Source organism: Pseudomonas sp. V98_8, assembly GCF_029967975.1.
GTDB classification, from domain to species: domain Bacteria; phylum Pseudomonadota; class Gammaproteobacteria; order Pseudomonadales; family Pseudomonadaceae; genus Aquipseudomonas; species Aquipseudomonas umsongensis.
This window is the reverse complement of the sequence record NZ_JASCAE010000096.1, coordinates 1-18382: the sequence shown is the minus strand read 5'-3', so window position 1 is coordinate 18382 and position 18382 is coordinate 1. Positions and strand designations below refer to the sequence as shown.

20 protein-coding genes are annotated in these 18382 nt (G+C 61.4%); 11 read left to right on the top strand and 9 right to left on the bottom strand.

Annotated features, from left to right (window positions below; translation table 11 throughout):
* Nucleotides 1–81: 81 nt before the first annotated feature.
* Nucleotides 82–495: a response regulator gene (locus QLG10_RS28715; RefSeq protein WP_282488420.1), complete on the bottom strand. Its 414-nt coding sequence runs from the start codon at nt 493–495 to the stop codon at nt 82–84.
* A gap of 70 nt (nt 496–565) precedes the next feature.
* Complete coding sequence (locus QLG10_RS28710; RefSeq protein ID WP_168757183.1) at nt 566–796, bottom strand: Flp family type IVb pilin; 231 nt, start codon at nt 794–796, stop codon at nt 566–568.
* A gap of 336 nt (nt 797–1132) precedes the next feature.
* Between QLG10_RS28710 and cpaB the strand changes: the two genes are divergently transcribed.
* From cpaB to QLG10_RS28670, 8 genes are read left to right on the top strand one after another with little or no spacing between them, the layout of a single operon-like run.
* Nucleotides 1133–2083 (top strand): Flp pilus assembly protein CpaB, encoded by a 951-nt coding sequence (gene cpaB, locus QLG10_RS28705; protein WP_282488419.1) that lies wholly within the window; start codon nt 1133–1135, stop codon nt 2081–2083.
* Nucleotides 2084–2104: 21 nt separating this feature from the next.
* Nucleotides 2105–3367 carry a type II and III secretion system protein family protein gene (locus QLG10_RS28700; RefSeq protein WP_282488418.1) on the top strand — a complete coding sequence of 421 codons (1263 nt, stop codon included), beginning with the start codon at nt 2105–2107 and terminating at the stop codon, nt 3365–3367.
* The gene (locus tag QLG10_RS28695; RefSeq protein ID WP_179057271.1) at nt 3364–4551 is read left to right on the top strand and encodes a pilus assembly protein; all 1188 of its coding nucleotides are present in this window, start codon (nt 3364–3366) and stop codon (nt 4549–4551) included. The genes QLG10_RS28700 and QLG10_RS28695 overlap by 4 nt, the downstream gene beginning before the upstream one ends.
* A complete protein-coding gene (locus QLG10_RS28690) occupies nt 4548–5828 on the top strand; it encodes a CpaF family protein (protein ID WP_110753218.1) in 1281 nt (426 codons plus the stop codon). The genes QLG10_RS28695 and QLG10_RS28690 overlap by 4 nt, the downstream gene beginning before the upstream one ends.
* Nucleotides 5829–5838: 10 nt before the next feature.
* A complete protein-coding gene (locus QLG10_RS28685; RefSeq protein WP_282488417.1) occupies nt 5839–6723 on the top strand; it encodes a type II secretion system F family protein in 885 nt (294 codons plus the stop codon).
* Complete coding sequence (locus QLG10_RS28680) at nt 6720–7610, top strand: type II secretion system F family protein (RefSeq protein ID WP_110753222.1); 891 nt, start codon at nt 6720–6722, stop codon at nt 7608–7610. The genes QLG10_RS28685 and QLG10_RS28680 overlap by 4 nt, the downstream gene beginning before the upstream one ends.
* Before the next feature lie 10 nt (nt 7611–7620).
* The gene (locus tag QLG10_RS28675; protein ID WP_188265419.1) at nt 7621–8304 is read left to right on the top strand and encodes a tetratricopeptide repeat protein; all 684 of its coding nucleotides are present in this window, start codon (nt 7621–7623) and stop codon (nt 8302–8304) included.
* 11 nt (nt 8305–8315) lie between these two features.
* The gene (locus QLG10_RS28670) at nt 8316–8591 is read left to right on the top strand and encodes a DUF3613 domain-containing protein (protein WP_110753226.1); all 276 of its coding nucleotides are present in this window, start codon (nt 8316–8318) and stop codon (nt 8589–8591) included.
* A 193-nt stretch (nt 8592–8784) separates the two neighbouring features.
* Here the strand turns inward: QLG10_RS28670 and QLG10_RS28665 are convergent, their stop codons facing one another.
* The gene (locus QLG10_RS28665; protein ID WP_020797535.1) at nt 8785–9558 is read right to left on the bottom strand and encodes a response regulator transcription factor; all 774 of its coding nucleotides are present in this window, start codon (nt 9556–9558) and stop codon (nt 8785–8787) included.
* A 91-nt stretch (nt 9559–9649) separates the two neighbouring features.
* Nucleotides 9650–10123, bottom strand: a complete 474-nt coding sequence (locus QLG10_RS28660) for a prepilin peptidase (RefSeq protein WP_282488416.1) — start codon at nt 10121–10123, stop codon at nt 9650–9652.
* Nucleotides 10124–10197: 74 nt separating this feature from the next.
* On the opposite strand from QLG10_RS28660, the gene QLG10_RS28655 reads away from it, so the two are divergent.
* Nucleotides 10198–10638, top strand: coding sequence for a TadE/TadG family type IV pilus assembly protein (locus tag QLG10_RS28655; RefSeq protein ID WP_110753232.1), 441 nt, complete (start codon nt 10198–10200; stop codon nt 10636–10638).
* Nucleotides 10635–13397, top strand: coding sequence for an ATP-binding protein (locus QLG10_RS28650; RefSeq protein ID WP_282488415.1), 2763 nt, complete (start codon nt 10635–10637; stop codon nt 13395–13397). Before QLG10_RS28655 ends, QLG10_RS28650 begins: the two co-directional genes overlap by 4 nt.
* Here QLG10_RS28650 and QLG10_RS28645 read toward each other — a convergent pair.
* The 5 genes from QLG10_RS28645 to QLG10_RS28625 form a co-directional block, all read right to left on the bottom strand.
* Complete coding sequence (locus tag QLG10_RS28645; protein WP_188265413.1) at nt 13367–15334, bottom strand: pilus assembly protein TadG-related protein; 1968 nt, start codon at nt 15332–15334, stop codon at nt 13367–13369. The two genes, QLG10_RS28650 and QLG10_RS28645, sit on opposite strands and share 31 nt — an antisense overlap.
* Nucleotides 15335–15551: 217 nt before the next feature.
* Nucleotides 15552–16112, bottom strand: a complete 561-nt coding sequence (locus tag QLG10_RS28640) for a DUF4136 domain-containing protein (protein ID WP_110753238.1) — start codon at nt 16110–16112, stop codon at nt 15552–15554.
* A gap of 55 nt (nt 16113–16167) precedes the next feature.
* Nucleotides 16168–16785: a DUF4136 domain-containing protein gene (locus QLG10_RS28635; RefSeq protein WP_188265412.1), complete on the bottom strand. Its 618-nt coding sequence runs from the start codon at nt 16783–16785 to the stop codon at nt 16168–16170.
* 12 nt (nt 16786–16797) lie between these two features.
* Complete coding sequence (locus QLG10_RS28630) at nt 16798–17547, bottom strand: methyltransferase domain-containing protein (RefSeq protein ID WP_020797543.1); 750 nt, start codon at nt 17545–17547, stop codon at nt 16798–16800.
* Nucleotides 17547–17849, bottom strand: coding sequence for a MazG-like family protein (locus tag QLG10_RS28625; RefSeq protein ID WP_020797544.1), 303 nt, complete (start codon nt 17847–17849; stop codon nt 17547–17549). Before QLG10_RS28625 ends, QLG10_RS28630 begins: the two co-directional genes overlap by 1 nt.
* Nucleotides 17850–18023: 174 nt before the next feature.
* Between QLG10_RS28625 and QLG10_RS28620 the strand changes: the two genes are divergently transcribed.
* A complete protein-coding gene (locus tag QLG10_RS28620) occupies nt 18024–18317 on the top strand; it encodes a hypothetical protein (protein WP_020797545.1) in 294 nt (97 codons plus the stop codon).
* Nucleotides 18318–18382 lie beyond the last annotated feature (65 nt).

The following is an 18382-nucleotide window of genomic DNA, read 5'->3' as shown; positions in this document are numbered from 1 at the left end:
CTTTTGATCTTTTGCCCCCGGGAAGATCAAAAGATCGCAGCCTGCGGCAGCTCCTAGAGGGCAATGCGTTTACCAAGCTACTTAGTGCCTGCCAAACTCCCCCAGCGGCTGCGGGAACAGGTTATTGAGCGTCTCCAGCAACCGCACGTGATAGATCGGCTTGCGAAACAGGTCCAGCACCTGCAACCGCAGCATGTCACTGACATCCTCCATGTCGGCATGCCCGGACATCACGATCACCGGCAAATGCTGGCGCGCCGTGTGCTCGCGCAAGCGCTTGATCAACGACATTCCGCTCTCCTCCGGCATGCGTAGGTCGGTGATGACCAGCGCTATATCCGGATGACGTGTCAGGTGCTGCAGCGCCAGCTTGACCGAGGTCGCGGTGAAACAATTGAAACCTTCACCCTCCAGCAATTCCGCCAGCTCAAGCAACGCATCCTCTTCGTCATCGACCAAGAGAAGCTGTTGGCGCGGCAGTGCGGAAACGTTCATAGGCAACACCTGGAATAGACTAAGCGCTGACATTAGAACCCACCTTGTGCATTAGCAAGTGACGGTCACCTTAACTTCCGCCGCCACCACCGGTGGGAGCACCCACCATTGCAGAAGTGATTTTTCCAAAGATTGTGGTGATCGTCGTACCCATACCGCCACTGAGCCCGGCAATCACCACCGCGACCATGGCAGCGACGATGGCGTACTCGATACCCGACGCTCCCTCGGTATCCTTGGCCAGCCCTTTGTAAAAAGCGATTTCGGATTTGACCTTCTGAACCAGCTTGGCGAAAGACATGATGTTCTCCTGGAAGACACCGAGTGTTGCACCGACGCAACATGATTCCCCTGTGCCAGCATCAGCATTGTCGGCATTCCTCCCCCAAACAACTGTAAAAACGCATTAACACGAAAGTATTAATCGCTTTGTTGACGTCAAAAAACCTTTTACTTGAGCTGGTCTTCGATTTTTCGTTAGAAAATTTTCTCCGGGTAATGGCGTTTTGCTCTAGCTGCGCTACCTTCCAATAGCGAAATAGTTCCATGTTCATAGCTACCTGATTGCGAAGTTGTCTCGTTGCGGAACGAGTTCTTTGTGCAGCAGGAAAGATGCACCCGGAAAGGAAGCGCCGTCATGAACAGTCGTGTCATTCTTGCCCTAGCGGGTCTGTCCCTGGCGGGTGCGGTCATTGCCGGTTACTGGGGCTTCACCTTGACGCGTGAACCGACCTCCACTCCCGTTGCGCAAGCCGCCATCGCCCCCACGCCCCTCAGCAACCCTGTACCTGTTGTCCAACCAGAAGAGGACACACGCCAACCGATCGTGGTGTTGCTGCATGACATCGCGCCGTTTGTGCAAATCACTGCCGCCGACGTGGTCGTGGAAAAACTGCGAACCGTCCCGGCCGGCAGCCTGACCCGCCTCGATCAAGCCATCGGCCGTACGCCCTGGCGCGCCCTGAGCGCCGGCAGCTGGCTCAACGACGAGAGTTTCGAAGGCGGCGGCAAGTTGGCGCGGATGATTCGGCCCGATGAGCGCGCGCTCGCCGTTGCCGTGGATGAAGTGATCAACGCTGGCGGTCAATTGACCCCGGGGGACTATGTCGACGTGCTGCTGTTCTTGCGCATGGACACCCTTAATCTCCAGCCCTCGGCCCAGCTCGCGGTCCCGGCCTTGCGTGTACTGGCGGTGGGCGAGCAAATGGGCCTGACCAACGACGGCCAGCCCTCCAGCCCGGCCCAGGGCAACGATGAAAAACTGCGGCAGGAGCAACAGCGCGCCAGCGCCCGTACCGTGTTGCTCGCCGTTCCCGAACCACTGGTGAGCCGCTTGATGCTCGCCACCCAGGCCGGGGTACTGCGCCTGGCGGTGCGCAGCGCCGAGGAAAAACGCCTGGCGCGTTACTGGGCCGGTGAACGCGATTCCGCAGCCAACCTCGCCAACGCCAATCGCGACTTGATCCAGTTCAACCAGCTGGCCATGACAGCACCGCCCAGACCCCTGGTCGCCAGTAACGCAGTCGCGCCGCGCCGGTCGGGTGTGGAAGTCATCCGCGGCAACGAAACCACGCCAAAGTCCCCCTGAATCGAGCAAGGAAACGCTTTAATGCGCAGACGTAGTACGCCGTTTTTGAACGGCTTGATCTGGGCCACCTTGCTGAGCGGCATGCCGGTGACGACCGTCATGGCTGCCAACGGTAATTGTGCAGCGCTGGGCCCCTTGCCAGCGGTGCTGGAAGTGGGCGAAGGCCTGCAACAGGAAGTGCAATCGCCCGTGGCAATCACCCGGATCGCAGTGGGTGACCCGAAAATCGCCGACGTGCGAGTCAATGGCAACCAGGCGTTCCTGCTCACCGGCATGGGCGCCGGAGCCACCAGCCTGATGGTCTGGACCGCCTGTGCCAGCGCGCCACGCCAAAGCATGGTGTTCGTCCAGGGTCGGGCGACGGCGGCCATGACCAGCGCCAGACAGTCACCCTCCGATGACCCGCTGCTGCCATCGCAAGTGCAGACCGACATCCGCTTCGTCGAAGTCAGTCGTACCAAGCTGAAGGAAGCCAGCACTTCGATCTACGGCAAAAGTTCGAATTTCCTGTTCGGCTCTCCCGGTACCGTCCCCAATACTGCAGTGACACCGCGGGTGTTCCCGTTGCGCAACCTTGACCCGCGGATTGCCGTGCCGAGCATTCCGCTGGCCAACGACATGTTCAACATCGTCGCCGGCGGCGGCAACTTCCTGGCCATCATCAATGCCATGGAAAGCAGTGGTTTTGCCTACACCCTGGCGCGACCGAGCCTGGTGGCGATCAGCGGACAAAGTGCAAGTTTCCTGGCGGGCGGTGAAATCCCTATCCCGATTCCCAGCGCCAACAGCAACAGCTACTCCATCGAATACAAGGAATTCGGCATCCGCCTGACGCTCACGCCAACGGTGGTCAGTAACGACCAGATCGCCCTCAAGGTCGCTCCGGAAGTCAGCGAACTGGATTACAACAACGCCGTGACCATCGGCGGCACCACAGTGCCGGCGTTCACCATTCGCCGTACCGACACCAGCATCTCCCTGGCCGATGGCGAAAGCTTCGTCATCAGTGGCCTGATCAGTACACAAAACACCTCGCAGGTGGACAAGTTTCCGGGCCTGGGCGATATCCCGATCCTCGGCGCGTTCTTTCGCAGTTCCTCCATCAATCGCGAAGAACGCGAACTGCTGATGATCGTCACGCCGCACCTGGTGCAGCCGTTGGCGGCGAATGCGCAATTGCCGTCGCTGCCGGGGGAAAAGCTGCGCAATTACGACCCCAACTGGTACCGCCTGTACTTCCTCGAAAACGGCGACTTCGATAAACGCAGCGGGCTATCGCAATGAGCCAGAACCTGAGCCAGACCTTCCTCGCGATCACGCGTAACAGCACCGACCTCGAATGGCTGCAAGGCGCGCTCGCGCCCTTGGGCCAAGTGGTCAGCGCCGGTGGCGGCAGTCTCGACGAACTGCTGGCACTGGTGGATGTGACACTGGCCAGCCTGGTGTTCGTGGGCCTGGACCGTGAACATGTGGTGGCCCAGTGCGCACTGATTGAAGGCGCCCTGGAAGCCAAGCCAAGGTTGGCTATCGTCGCGCTGGGCGACGGCATGGACAACCAGCTCGTACTCAACGCCATGCGCGCCGGCGCCCGGGACTTCGTGGCCTATGGCTCGCGCTCCAGTGAAGTCGCCGGGCTGGTACGGCGCCAGAGTAAACGCCTGCCACCGGTGGTGCCCAATACTCACCTGGGCGGCCTCACCGTCCTGTACGGCGTGCAGAGCAATGCCGACGGCGCACTGCTGGCCAACCACATGGCGCAGGTGGTGCAAAAAAGCGGTCAGCAAACGCTGCTGCTCGATCTCGGCCTGCCCCGGGGAGACAGCCTGGCCCTGCTGGGCCTGGAGAGCTCGTTTCATTTCGGCGATGCCCTGCGCAACTTGCGTCGTCTTGACGCCACCCTGATCGACAGCGCCTTCACCCGTTGCGAAGCCGGGCTGCGGATCCTCGCCTATGCCACCCAGGATGAACCGCTGGAACACACCAGCGCCGCCGAGTTGTACATGCTGCTCAGCGCGCTGCGCCAGCACTTCCAGCACATCGTCGTGAACCTCACCGGCCAGCCCGACAGCGAAGCCTTGCGCACCTTCGTCAGCCATTGCGACAAGCTGCTGTGGTACACCGACCAGAACGTGCTCGACTGCCGCCGCAACCTGGCGGTACTGAATCTGTGGCGCGAAAAAGGCATGAAACTCGATCATGCCAAGCTGCTGGTGGATCGCTACCTGCGCAGCGTCGCGCCAGATTCCGAGGCCTTGAGCAAAAGCTTCGGCATGGAAATCATCGCCACCCTCGCCTACAGCCCCGAAGTCCGTTTGAACGCCAAGAACCAGGGCGTCACCCTGTTCGAACTGGCCCCCCGGGAAGTGCTCACCCAAAGCCTGCGCAACCTCGGCGAACGCTTGGCCAAACGCTCCGAAAGCCTGGCCAAGCCCAAGTCCTGGTTCAGCCGTTTGAGAGGTACGCCATGAGCAGCGAAAAACTGTTCGGCGCAACGCACCGCGGGGTGGCCGGCAATACCGACCACGACGGCCTTAAACTGGTGCTGCACCGCTACATCATCGATGCCATCGAGGAGTCCGGGAAAAACCTGCTGGAGGGCTCGCGCCAGGTGCTGGCGCAGTTCGTCATCGACAAAGTGGCCGAATACATCGCGCGCTTGCACCTGGCGATTTCGCGCTACGAGATGGAGCGCCTGGCCGAAGAAATCGTCGACGAACTCACAGGCTTCGGCCCGCTGGAAGTGTTGCTGCGCGATTCGGCCGTCACCGAAATCCTGGTCAACGGCCCGCACCGCGTGTTCATCGAGCGCGATGGCGTCCTGCATCAAAGCGACTTGCGTTTTATCGATGCGCACCATGTCGAGCGCGTCATCCAGCGCATCCTCGCGCCCCTGGGCCGGCGGCTCGACGAGTCTTCGCCGATGGTCGACGCGCGCCTGCCCGACGGCAGCCGGGTCAATGCGATCATTCCACCGATTGCGCTCGACGGCCCATGCCTGTCGATTCGAAAATTCCGCCAGGACATGCTCAACAGCACCGACCTGGTAGCCATGCAAAGCATCGACCAGGCGATCTATGAATTCCTGCAAGAGGCCGTGGGCAAGCGCTGCAACATCCTGATCAGCGGCGGCACCGGCACCGGCAAGACCACGCTGCTGAACATTCTCAGTCAGTTGATCGACCCCCACCAACGGTTGGTGACCATTGAAGACGTCGCTGAACTGCAACTGGGCCACCCTCACGTGGTGCGCCTGGAAACCCGGCCGCCGAATGCCGAAGGCCATGGCGAAGTGAAAGCCAGCGACCTGATTCGCAACGCCCTGCGGATGCGCCCGGACCGGATCATCCTTGGCGAAATCCGCGGTGTCGAAGTGGTCGACGTACTGACCGCGATGAACACCGGCCACGACGGCTCCATGAGCACCGTGCACGCCAACAACGCGCAAGATGCGTTGTTGCGCCTGGAAACCCTGGTCGGCCTGACCGGTCGCAGCATTGCCGAACGGACCTTGCGCCAGATGATCTGTGCGGCGCTGGACGTGGTGATCCAGTTGACGCGCATGCCCGATGGCCGTCGATGCGTCAGCGAAGTGGTCGAGGTAATTGGCATTCGTGAAGACGTGTACGTCACCAATACCCTGTTCCGCCTCGACCGCCGCAGCGGTTTCGGCTTCATGCGCGAGGCAGTCAACCCCGCGGGTGACAAACTGCGCCGCGAATCGGCGCTCTCTTCCTCGGTGTATTGAAGGCCACGGCATGCTCAAACCGCTGCTGCTTATCTTTGTCTGCCTGGCGTTGCTGGGGCTGTCGGCCCGTTTGTTCACTCGCGGGCTACGCGAACCCGGCACCCGTCGCGTGCTGGAACGCCTGAGCCAGGGGCAACCGGAGCGGGTGGTGCGCAAAACATCCTGGACGGGACTGGATCGCGCCTTTTTGCGCGCGGGCCTTGGGCGGCCCACCGAACGCCTGGGTGTGTGGCTGACGCTGTGGGGCTTGGGTGTTCTGCTCGGGTTTATCGGCGGCGGCTGGCCGGGGTTGCTCGCCTTGTTGCTGTTGCCTCCCCTGCTCCTGCGCCTGTATGTCGACTGGCGTTACCAGCGTCGGCTCAAGCGCATGATCGAACTATTGCCCGCATTGCTCGATCACAGCGTGCGCAGCCTGAAGTCAGGGCGCACCCTGGCCGACGCGGTACTGGGCGCCATCGACGCCGCCGAAGAACCGCTGAAAGATGCCTTGGGCCGCGTGAAGCGCCAGGTACACATGGGCATCAGTCTGCCGGACGCCACCTCGGACTTCGCAGAACTCTACGACAAAGACGAACTTCGCCTGTTTACCCTCGGCTTGAAGGTCAACCACCGCTACGGCGGCAACGCCAGTGAACTGCTGGAAAACCTGATCAAGATCATTCGCGAACGGGAACAGGCTGCTCGCCAACTGAGCGCCATGACCGGTGAAACCCGAGTCACGGCGGTGGTCCTGGCGCTACTGCCGGTCGCGGTGGCCGGCTACTTCCTGGTGTCCAATCCCAAGTATCTGATGACCATGTGGGACGACAGCTCAGGGCAATCGATGCTCTTGGGAGCGCTCGCCCTGCAGGTGTTCGGCTGCCTGGCGCTGTGGCGGATGTTGCGCAGCCTATGAACGCGTCCATGCTGCTGAGCTCGCTATTGTTCCTGCTGGCATCGGGATTGTTCATCTGCGTCATGGTGCAACTGCGTCATCGTGCTCGCCAGGTGGTGCAGCGCCTGGACGGCAAGACGCCGGGCGAAAGCCGCTTGAGCCAATGGCTGCAGGCGCTGGGCACCAGCCGGGTCGGCCAGAAGTCGGTCAAGCTCGACAACGAAACCCAGACGCTGCTCAATTGCCTGGGCTGGCGTACTGCACGGCAACGGGCGCTATTTGCCGCGTTGCAGGTTGGCGTGCCGGTACTGGCGCTGGCGTTGAGTGCATTGGTGCAGGGGCTGTTCTTCCCTCAGGTCATTCACCCATGGCTGGTCCCGGCGTTCGCCCTGGGTATCGGTTATCTGCTGCCCAAGCGTCTGCTGGCCGCCGCTGCGCACCATCGGCAGAAAAAACTGGCGATGGAAATCTCCACCTTCATTCCGCTGCTGCGCATCCTGTTCGAATCGGGCATGGCCGTGGAGCAATCGTTGCGAGTCTTGAGCAATGAAGGCCAGCAACTGATGCCCACATTGACCCAGGAGTTGCGCCTGGTGCTGGCCCGTGTCGATTCGGGCCTTGAGTTGGGCGATGAACTGCACAAGGTTACCCGCTTGCTGGCGGTCGACGAATTCACTGACACCTGCGTGATCCTGCAACAGCTGGTCCACCAGGGCGGCGGTGCGATGAAGTCGCTGCTGGCGCTCAAGCTGTTGCTCGATGACAAGCGCCTGGCGCGCCTTCAGGAATACATCTCCAAGATGTCCGCAAAAATGTCCGTCGTGATGATGCTGTTCCTCTTCCCGGCGTTGTTGATCGTACTGGCGGGCCCGGGCTTTACCGCCCTCGCCCGGGCTTTTGCTTCTTAGGGGAATCGTGATGAAAGCAATGATTGCGGGTTTCTGTCTGCTGATGCTGGGGGGTTGCGCGAGCAACGGACAGACACCCTGGAGTGCACTGGCCCCCGTCAGTTGCGGAAAATTGAACGCCGAACAACAGCTGTCGCTGAACCTGGCCGATGACATGGCCAACGACGGCAAGTTGCACGCCAGCCTCGCCAACCTGCAGAGCCTGCCGGACAATGTTGCCGACGTGCGCCTGCGCAAGGCCAAGGTGTATCGACTGCTGGACCGCAGTGAAGCCGAGCCGCTGTACCGTAGCCTGCTCGGCGGCTGCCTGGCCGCCGAAGCCGAACACGGCCTGGGCCAACTCGCCGCCGCCCGGGGCGACCATGGCCTGGCCCAGGCGCACTTGCAACGGGCCGCCCGACTGGCGCCCACCGACGAAAAAATCCGTAACGACCTGGGCGTGGTCTACCTCAATCAACTGCGCATCGAAGACGCCAAATTCGAATTCCTCACCGCCATCGAGCTCAAGCAAAGCGACCAACTGGCCGCCGTGAACCTGGTGACCCTGTTGATCTATCAGGACGACTGGAACCGCGCCGCCGAACTGGTCAGCCGCCTTGGCCTGAATCCGGCACAAGTCACCCAGGCCCAGGCCCGCGCCGAGAAACTCAAGTCACCCGGCAAGTCCGGGCCGACCGTCGCCGCTGTTCAGTAGGGAGCACCCTGATGAAACCGACCACCTTGTACTGCCTCGGCTTGCTGGCCTTGCCACTTGCCGCTCACGCCATCGACGCCGGCCCCGCCTCGCCACAACAACAGGAAACCGAAGGCTGGCTGCAACTGCAAAGCAGCAACACCGCCGCCTCCACCAAGCCGCAAACTGCCAGCGCAGCCGAGCGCGAACTGGCAATTGCGCGCTGGCTGAAAAGCTTCCAGCACGAGATCCCGGAGTTCTTTGATCAGGATGCGGGCGGATCGGTGAACAGCGGATCGCAGCAATAGCGCTAAACCACATCCCCCCCTGTAGGAGCGAGCATGCTCGCGATGGTCCTCAACGATAACGCTGGGCACCTGACACCCCCTCGGTGTTCTCAGGTTCATCGCGAGCATGCTCGCTCCTACAGGGGGACCCAGTACATCAGCCAGATGCGGGTCGGCTGGCAGGCTGGATAGGTACACCAGCCTAAAGCGCCGATCAGCTAGTCGACGCCCGATGCCGCAACCCCGAATGATTCGGCGTCATCGCCAACGCCAATTGCGTGCGGTTATGCATATGCGTCAACCGCAGCACCTGCGACACGTACAACTTCACCGTGTTCTCGGTAATGCCCAACTCGCAGGCAATCTGATAATTGGTTTTCCCCTTGCCCACCAGCCGCGCCACCTCCAGTTGGCGTGGCGATAGCTGATTGAAGATGGCCGGGATCTCGGTCCGCTCGGTATCGCTGGCATCCCCTCCCGACGCATTCGGTGTACGCCGGACCCGGTCCAGGTCCTGATACAGATCATCAAGGGATTCGGACAGGTATTGCAGCTTCTGATTCAGATGCCCCAACTGCAGCGTCTTGTGCCGCTCCTGCAGTGCCACTTCCTGGCGCTGTACGCCTTCGAGCAATTCACCCAGGTCAATCGGCTTCTGGTAGTAATCGGCAACGCCGGCGCGCAGTGCCTTGATCACATCCTGCTTGTCCGCCTGCCCGGTGAGCATGATGGCTTCGAAGGCCCGGTGTTTGCCACTCAGGCGTTGCAGCTCCTGGACCATTTGAATGCCGTCCAGGCCAGGCATGTGCAAATCGCAGAGGACCAGGCCAATGTCCATGTCTTGTTGGAAACGTTCGATCGCCTGATGGCCGGATTCGCAGGGAACGCAGCGGTAGCCGTTGCTCTCGAGAAATTCGCAAAGTTCTGTGACGATCAAGGACTGATCGTCGACCACAAGGACTTTTATTGCCGAAGTACGCTTGTTCACGTGCAACTCCCTGCAAGGCCAAGGACTGACCGTCCTATTACTGAAACCCCTGTATGAAAGTAGTCGCTCTTTCGCCGCTGTACAAAACTGTTCACGTGCCGAGCCAGGCCAATGTCAGCACCAGCCCCACCAACAAGAAAGGGGCAAAGGGCTGTTTCCTTGACAGACCGGGCTCCAGATAACACAGGCGACTTCTAAGCCCTTGACTGATATGAAGCCAGACTCTTGGCGCCAGCAGCATCCAACACACACTGGCCAGGCCGGCACCGATAAACACGCCCAGCACGTGCCGACCATCGGTCGCCAGCCCCAGGGCGGTCATGAGTTTGACGTCCCCGCCGCCAAGGCGACGCATCGCATAGCCGGGCAAGGTAAAAGCCATGGCCAGCAACGCAGCCCAGCCACCCTGCGCGGCTGGTGCGCCGATCCAGGTGGTTCCGCTCCACAGCAGATACGCCAACGCCAGTGCCCCCACGCCCAAGGTCAGGCGATTGGCGATGTGCCGTTGCCGGGCATCCTGCGCTGCGCATAGCGTCAGCCAGATCAGTAGGACAAAGCTCTGCATCCGGTAAAAAACGTCCGTTATGGCGGAATGATTCTATGCTGACATTACCTCGTGATGTCAGGGTAGTCGCACTCATGAAAAGCAACCTCCCACGTAAGCAAAAAGGTGCCGTAGCGATTGAATTTGCCTTGGTGTTCGTGATCTTTTTTGCCGTGCTCTACGCGATTGTCACGTATAGCCTGCCGCTGTTGCTGATGCAGTCGTTCAACCAGTCGACCGCCGAAGCCGTGCGCCGTAGCGTGGCCCTGGACCCGAACACGCCCGGCTATGAGGCTGCGCTGAAAAACGTCGTCAAGCTGGAACTGACCCGGCAGTTGGCCTGGATTCCCGCCGGGCTGAATTTCGATGTCACCACCGACACGACCACGACTTATACGGGCGGCGTGTTGAAGGTGGCCATCCACTATCCCTCGCAAAAGTTGAACGCGGTGATTCCGTTTCTGAACCTCCCGGGGATTGGCCCCATACCGAATTTGCCGGCGACGCTCACCGCCAGTTCGAGCCTGCAATTTTGAGTGCCGGGGATAAACTCTTCGGGCGCCTGCTCAATCGCCACCCGCCGGCACACCAGGAAATCGTGGAGCCCCCGAGCGTACTCAGTGTCGGCCTGCAGATACAGCTCGACGCCCAGGGTCGGGTGTTGCACCTGAGTGGCCCACTGCGGCATCTGCTGGCCCAGCAGGCCCCGGCGGCGCAGCTTGTACATCTGCTGGATTTTCTCTTGCCCCATTGCAGCCTCGCCATCGAGGGTCCCCCCGCCGATTGGCGGGGTCAGCTTCTGGACCTGGATTTCTACAGCCTCAGCGGCTCGCCCCTGCACCTGCGTGGCTGGGTCCAGCCAATGGCCGACACCTGGTTGCTGCAGTTGCTGGACATCGGCGACTTGTTGCTTGAACGCCGACAAGCGCGCCTGCGCGAGCAGTGCCAGTTGCTCGCGGCGCAAATCGGTGAACAGTTGCGCCTGTGCAGCCTGACGCGCTTGCCCGACGTGCTGGTGGACCAACTGCAATCGCTGGCCCAACGCTTTCACATCCCCTGCATCGCCCTGGCGTTGCTCGATGAGCAGGAGGGCTGGCAGATTCACCAGCACTATGCCGGCTTTGACACGCCCAGCCTGTGGCACAACGGTCAGCGCCTGGGCACCGGTCTCGACAGTTTGAACGGCTCCACGCCATATCACCTGAACCTGGCCGAGCACCCGCGCCTGCAAGGCACCTTTGGCAACACCGAGGGTTTCGCCGTGCCTTATCACGACGCTCAAGGCGTGGTCGCCTGGTTGCTCTGTGGCTGTTACACGGCCCATCAACAGGCCCCGGACGTCAGCGAGCGCGACTGGCTGCAGTTTGCCGCCGCCCTCGCCGGCCCCTTGCTTGCGCGCTTGCGCGAACACCGCCATCACCTGGAGCTGGAGCGCCTGGAGTCGTTGCAGGCGCTGCTGGGCACCGGCTGGTGGGAAATGTTCAACGACAACGAGGTGCAATTGGCCCCCTCCCTGGCCCGCGCCCTGCACCTTGACCAGGAACGTCTGCCGCTGCAGGACTGGCTCGCCCAAGTGCACCCCGCCGATCGCGAAGAATTGCACAGCCGCCTGCAGGACTTGCAACTCGAGGACATACCCCTGCTGTTGTGCGTGCGCCTGCACCGTGCCGACGGCGACACGCCACCGGCCTGGTATCGCTTGCAAGGCCAGGCCATCGGCGTGGGCCGCCAGCGGCGTCTAGTCGGATTCATGCTCGACATCAGCGACATCAAGAACCAGGAACAACTTGCCGCTGCAGCGCATGCCCGACTGGACAATCTGATCGCCAGTTCACCTGCGGTGATTTACGTGCAGCGCTATGTCGAAGGCGCGCTGCAACCGACCTTTTTCAGCGACAGCCTGCAACCGTTGCTGGGCTGGACGCTCGCTGATTGTGCCGGAGCGGCGTTGGTCGATCGCGTTCACCCCGAGGATCGCGAGCGTTATTTCGAACGCACCCGCCTGCTGTTGCGCGAAGGTTCGGTACGTGCACGTTATCGGCTGCGCGACAGTCGCGGCGATTACCACTGGCTGCTCGACGAAGCCAGGTTGCTGCGTGATGACCTGGGTTTGCCGGTGGAAGCCGTCGGCCTGTGGCTGGACGTCACCGAAGCGACGCGGGCCGCCGAACACGTCAAGCAGAGCGAGGAGCGTTACCGGATGCTGGTGGAGGACTCGCCGGCCATGATCTGCCGTTACCGTCCGGACCTGACCCTGACCTTCGGCAACCGGCCGCTGGCGACCTACCTGGAATGTTCGCCCGAGGGTTTGCCGGGGGTTAACCTGGGCAGCTGGATGTCGGCGCAGCAGCGCGAGTCCTTCCTCCAGCGCCTGAGCCAATTGAGCCCGGAGTTCCCGGTGAGCACGGCGGAAATCAATCTGCAGTTACCCGGCCGGGAACACGCCTGGTGGGTCTGGTCGGATCGCGGAGTATTCGACGAGCAAGGCCGCTTGCTGGAAGTGCAGGCCGTGGGTCGCGACAACACCGAAGTCCGGCGTGCCCAGCAACAGCTGACCCAAAGCGCGAAAATGGCCACATTGGGCGAGATGGCCACCGGCCTGGCCCATGAAATCAACCAGCCGTTGAACGTGATGCGCATGGCGATCATCAATGTGCTCAAGCGCCTGGGCAATGGCGATCTACAGATCGATTACCTGACCGACAAGCTCAACCGCATCGACGCTCAGGTCCAGCGCGCCGCGCGGGTGGTGGACCACATGCGCGTGTTCGGCCGCCGCTCGGACATCGAACAGCAGCCGTTCAACCCGGCCCAGGCTATCGACGGCACCTTGTCGCTATTGGCCGAGGGGATGCGCGGCAAAGGGGTGGAACTGCGGGTCAGCGAGTGCGCTTTTGCGGTTCAGGTACGCGGGTATATCGATCAGTTGGAACAAGTGCTGATCAACTTGATGGTCAACGCCCGGGATGCACTGCTCGGCAAGCGTGAGGTCGACGGTCAATTCAAGCCGTGGATAGCGGTGTATACCGAACGCGATGAGCACGCAGTGCGGCTGTGGGTTGAAGACAACGGCGGCGGCATCGATCCGCGCCTGCTGGAGCGGATTTTCGAGCCTTTCTTCACCACCAAGCCAGTGGGCGTCGGCACTGGGCTGGGGTTGTCGGTGAGCTACGGCATCGTGCAGAACATGGGTGGCACACTCAGCGTCAGAAACTCGGCGGAGGGCGCGCGGTTTTGCATCGAGCTGCCGATCGTGCCCGACGATCAGATCACCAGCGATGCGCGCCCGGCGTGACAGCTGAGGTTGGCGCCGACTTCGACCTTGTTCAAGTCGATGCCCAGGCTCGCCAGCAGCGTGTTGATCAGGGTATCCAGCAACGGGCTGAGCACGGTGTTGATCGCATTGACCAGCGCGGTGGTGACGTCGTTCAAGAGGCTGCCCAAGCCACCGATGATGCTGCCCGACAGCCCGTACATGTTCACGCCGAGGTCGCTGACGGTGGTGCTCAGGCTGTTGACGATGTTGTTGGTGGTGTAGGCGAAGAAAAACGGTGGCTGGTTGATTTCCGGAAGGTTGGCGGCGGCAGGTGCGGCATACACGTGAGGCATGTTCGCGCTTTGCGCCACTGGGGTATTGACCTGGAGGCCGATGCCGCCAGTCTGCCGATGGTTGTAGCAGATCGCCGGTAAAAACAGCAGTCGGTTGCAGGTTTGCACGCCGACATAAATGACTTGCAGCGGGTTGACGATATTGGTCGGCGGGACCGTGGCGGATCCAAAAACATCCTCCGGGTTGATCTGTCCGATTTTCAGCCCGATCAGCTTGGTCGTGGTGCTGGTGGTGAGGCTTTTATTTGTCGTGCTCATGCAACTGTAGGCTGTGACATAACTCCAGGCACCGCCTGCTTCCAGGGCGACATCGAGACGTATCGGCGATGGCAGGAGCTTGACTTCCGTGGTGTCACACGGCGCACCCAAGCCGCAGGTCAGCAAATTTTTCAGTTGCAGGCCCAGCAGGTCTTTCAGAAAGTTGGTCAACGACGTGGCAAGGTCCAGTACCGCATTGGCCAGGGGTGTGATGGCGTCCAGTACCGGCAAGTCAATGGACAATAACGTCTTGACCTGGGCGGTTCGAACATAAATGCGGTCAGGCCCCAAAGGTGCCTGGGACGCCTTTTTCGGATTGCCCACGGCCGACAATTGCGGCGGCTGCATCACCTGCACCTGCGCGGTGATCTGCGCCAGGCCTGCGAGGTTGATCGGCAGGGTCGCCACCAGGCCGTTTTGTTTGTTGGCCAACTGCACGACGCCTTCAATCAGGTCGTAAGCCTTGAGGTTCACTGCCAGGGCCGAGATGTCACTGCCACTTTCGACGTGCAGTAAGTCGCCCAGCACCACACGGGTCGCGCCGGCAGCCAGTTTCAGCGCCTTCAGGCTGACGATCGTGGCACTCGCCGCCAGAGTGCCATTGGGGTCCAGAACATTGATGGCGGCCTGGATCAGTTGGCTGACGGTGATGCTGTTGGACAGCACCTGGTCGTAGCCTACGGCGGTCAGGCCGAGGTCGACTTTCAAGCGATTGAGGTAGCTGAGCAGGCTGATGTTGCTGTTGACCAAGCCATTCCAGCCTGCGGCATTGATCGTCACGTTGCCTCCCAGCAGGCCACCGAACAGCAAACTGGTAATGGCTGCCTTGCTGGTATCGAATGTCAGCACGGTGCTGCGGATGGTCAGCGCTGCCAGCGGCGGCGGGAGCGCGGCGACAGCCGTGGCCTTGAGGTTCAGGGTCGAGCCAGCAGGGGCACCGCCAAACAGAGCACCAATGCCGCCCGCAAAACTTTGCGGCACGACGTGGCTGGCGATGACCTGGATCGCTTCACTTTTGCCAGGGTCGACGGAAAATATCCGCAGGCTGTTGGCATCCAGGGTCAGCGCACCGCAGCTAACCGCCAGTGCACGCCCGTCGCTGGGCAGAGTGAAGCCGTTGCGCTGGGCACTGGCGGTGGCATAGCTGGTCGCGGTCGCACCCGTGGAACAATCCCCACCCCGCGTGGCGGCTTCAAGCGCGGCCATGTCGGCGATGCGCTGCAGGTTGCGCTTTTCCAGGTAGAGCCGGCCGCTGTCGATCACCAGCAACATGAACGCCAAGGCCAGCGCCAAGGTAACGGCCGCCATCAAGCCAATGGCTCCTGTTTGTCGGGCTGGGCCGCGAAACTGCATGCGGGGCGACATCGCGCACTCCTTTGCCGGCGCACGGCCGAACGTAACCTCCGTGGGTGTAAGGCAGTGTAGACAAGGGATGGCACGGCTGCTGGCAACTAGCCACCCTCCTGAACAACATCAACCCTGTAGGAGCGAGCATGCTCCTGCAAAGGACCCAGACGAGTAACCACCAGCCTGCCTGGAGCTGGCTCGCCAGCGCCCGCAGGGGGTGTTTATTGGGTATTTTTTATCGGTGGGGTGGGTAGTTCGCCAGAATCCGCGTGATCGTTTCGTGTATCGCATTACTGCGGTCTGTCGGATTCGGCGTGCGGCTGAGCATCTGTTCGTCACTGCCGCGCCAGACCAGCTTGCCGTCCTTACCGTCAAGCAGGTCGATCTGGATCGTCGCGACCTTGTAGGACACCAGGCGGGTTTCGTTGTACATCGGTGCGCCATAGTAGCCGTACCAAGGGTAACCCCAGCCGCCGCCGTAGTTGGTCGTTACCTGTTGCTGGCGATCCTCGACAATCAGGTAAGCCTGCACATTCACATCCCCCCTGGCGCCGGCGCCCGCCTGACGCAGGCCACGCTGTTCGAGCTGATCGGCCACCGACTCGCGCACTCGCTGTTCGGTCAGGTCGCTCTTGATCCTGGGGTCATCGGGGCGATATTGCAGCGCCGGTTCTTTCCAGCTCCAGCTGTGATACGCGGCAAAGTCGCGGCTGGCGTCGAAGTCATGATTGACCTGGTTGGCGGCGCAGGCACTGAGCAGCACGGCCACTGCCAGTAATGCGAGACGGCGGAACATGATGATTCTCCGGTAGAAGACATGAACCTGCGAAATGCTTCTGGACTACAGGAAGCTAACTAGGAGGATACGCCGACATTGCCTTTTCTACAGCCTCCCGTATGGCATCGACACGCTCGCCCTCGCTGCCCCGGTTGCTGGTTTCGGCGCTCGAACTCCAGACCGGTTCACCGTTTTGCGCGTCGTACAGGTCAACGTGAACCACCACGACCTGCTCCTCATAAGTGCGCACCATCGGCACGCTGCCGTACATGCCGTAACCGGGGCCATAACCATAGCGGTTATAGCCGCCGTAACCGCCGTAGTAGCCGTAATCGTCCTGGACCTGACGCAAGCGGGTTTCCAAACGCAGGTCTGCGCTGACGAACAGGTCCGCCGGCCGGTTGTCACGCAGGGGCCGCAGGCCGCGTTGATCCAGCGCACTGCTGACGGCATCGGCGACCTGCGCCGAGTCCGCCCACGCGGTGCCCGGCGGCATTTGCCCGTTGAGCCAGGCCCAGCTGCGATAACGCCCGTAGTCTCGCGGCGGCGCCGGGTAGGCGCTGCGATCAAAAGTACTGGCCGCCTGAGGTGGCGCTGGCGGCAAAGGCCTGGAACTCGCCACGTACGGATTGCTGCCCTGGCAGGCCGCCAGGCCCAGGCAGATCAACAGCAACCCTGCACGACTTTTCATTTCGAACTCCGATCAGACCGGCCGACAGATCCAGTGCAAGTAACGCCCCAGCCCGGCAAAGGCTGGATGGCGCCGATGGGCCAGCTCCATTTCGAGCAGGTCCGACAGCTCGGCGCGGGCCTGGAACTCCACCGGCATGTAATCGTGAAAAACCCGAACCCCACTCTGGCTTTCGACCTGCCACAGCCCCTCAAGTTGCGCTGCCAACTCTCGTGGGTCCAGGGGTTGTTGCGGAGTCAGGCTCTGCTTCTCGCCGGCCATGTCATTCTTGCGCATCTTGCGGAAATGGCCCTTGAGCAAGTTGCGATAAATCAGTGCGTCGCGGTTGTAGAAGGCCAGGGATAGCCAACCATCGGCCTTGGTCAACTGGTGCAGTACCGGCAGGATGGCGTGCGGTTCGGCCAGCCATTCAAGCACGGCATGACACAACACCAGGTCGTAGCGTTCGGTGAGCTGACCCGGCAGTTCCTGCCAGGGCGCCTGGATAAAGGTCGCATTTTGTTCCGCATCGGCAAAGCGCTGGCGGGCGCCCTCGAGCATGGGTTCGGCGGGCTCGGCCAGGGTCACCTGATGACCACGCTGGGCCAGCCACAACGACATGTGACCGAGGCCGGCGCCGATATCCAACACCCGCAGTGGCCGATCCGGCAGGGCTTCGGCCAGATCGGCCTGCAGCACCGCCAGGCGAATCGCACCTTTGGCACCGCCGTAGATTTTTTCGGCGAAACGCGTCGCCAGTTGATCGAAATGACGGTCGCTCATCAGCCGAACCTCCGCTCGCTGTCCGCCAGCTTGCTGCGCACGACGTCATTCATGTCCAGCCCCAGTTCGCTGCACAGCAACAACAGGTAGAGTACGATATCGCCGATTTCCTGCCCGGCATGGGCCAGCTTGTCAGCTGGCAGCTGCCGTGACTGGTCTTCGCTCAGCCACTGGAAAATCTCCACCAGCTCGGACATTTCGACACTCGCGGCCATGGCCAGGTTTTTCGGGCTGTGAAATTGCCGCCAGTCATTGCGATCACGGATGGCGTGCAGGCGTTCAGTCAGTTCAACAAGGTTCATCGGGCTCTCCTGAAGGCGTATAGCTTCGGGGGGATGACGGGGGAAGGCAAGTGCCTGGCAGCGTTGTCGGTCTTTGCACCATAATCATTCGATGGCGTGATTCGTGGCGCCTGTGAAAATTCGCGGCAAGTCGAATCGTCGCACCGCAGATCCTACAGACAGGACGTTCATTTCATGCAGGTAGAAGGTTTTTTCGAATGGCTTGGCCAGGTCCTCGGCTCAATCATCCGCTTCATCGTTGATGGCCTCAGCGGTCTGTTCCAACTGGTGAGTCGCGCGAGCAGCCATTTTGTCGAAGGCTTGTCCGAGGCACTGGGCATGGACACGTCCATCATCAGCATCATCACCCTGATCGTCGGGTTGGTGTTGTTATGGTCGGCCATTCGCGCGTTCATGAACGCCGCGTTTATCATGGGGATCATCTGGTTGATGCTGGGGTTGTGGTTGCTCAGCTGGATCATGCACTGACCCACCCCCTCCCTGTGGGAGATTCTATGGTTGAGGTGAAGCCCTCAACTTGTTTTCGGTTGGTA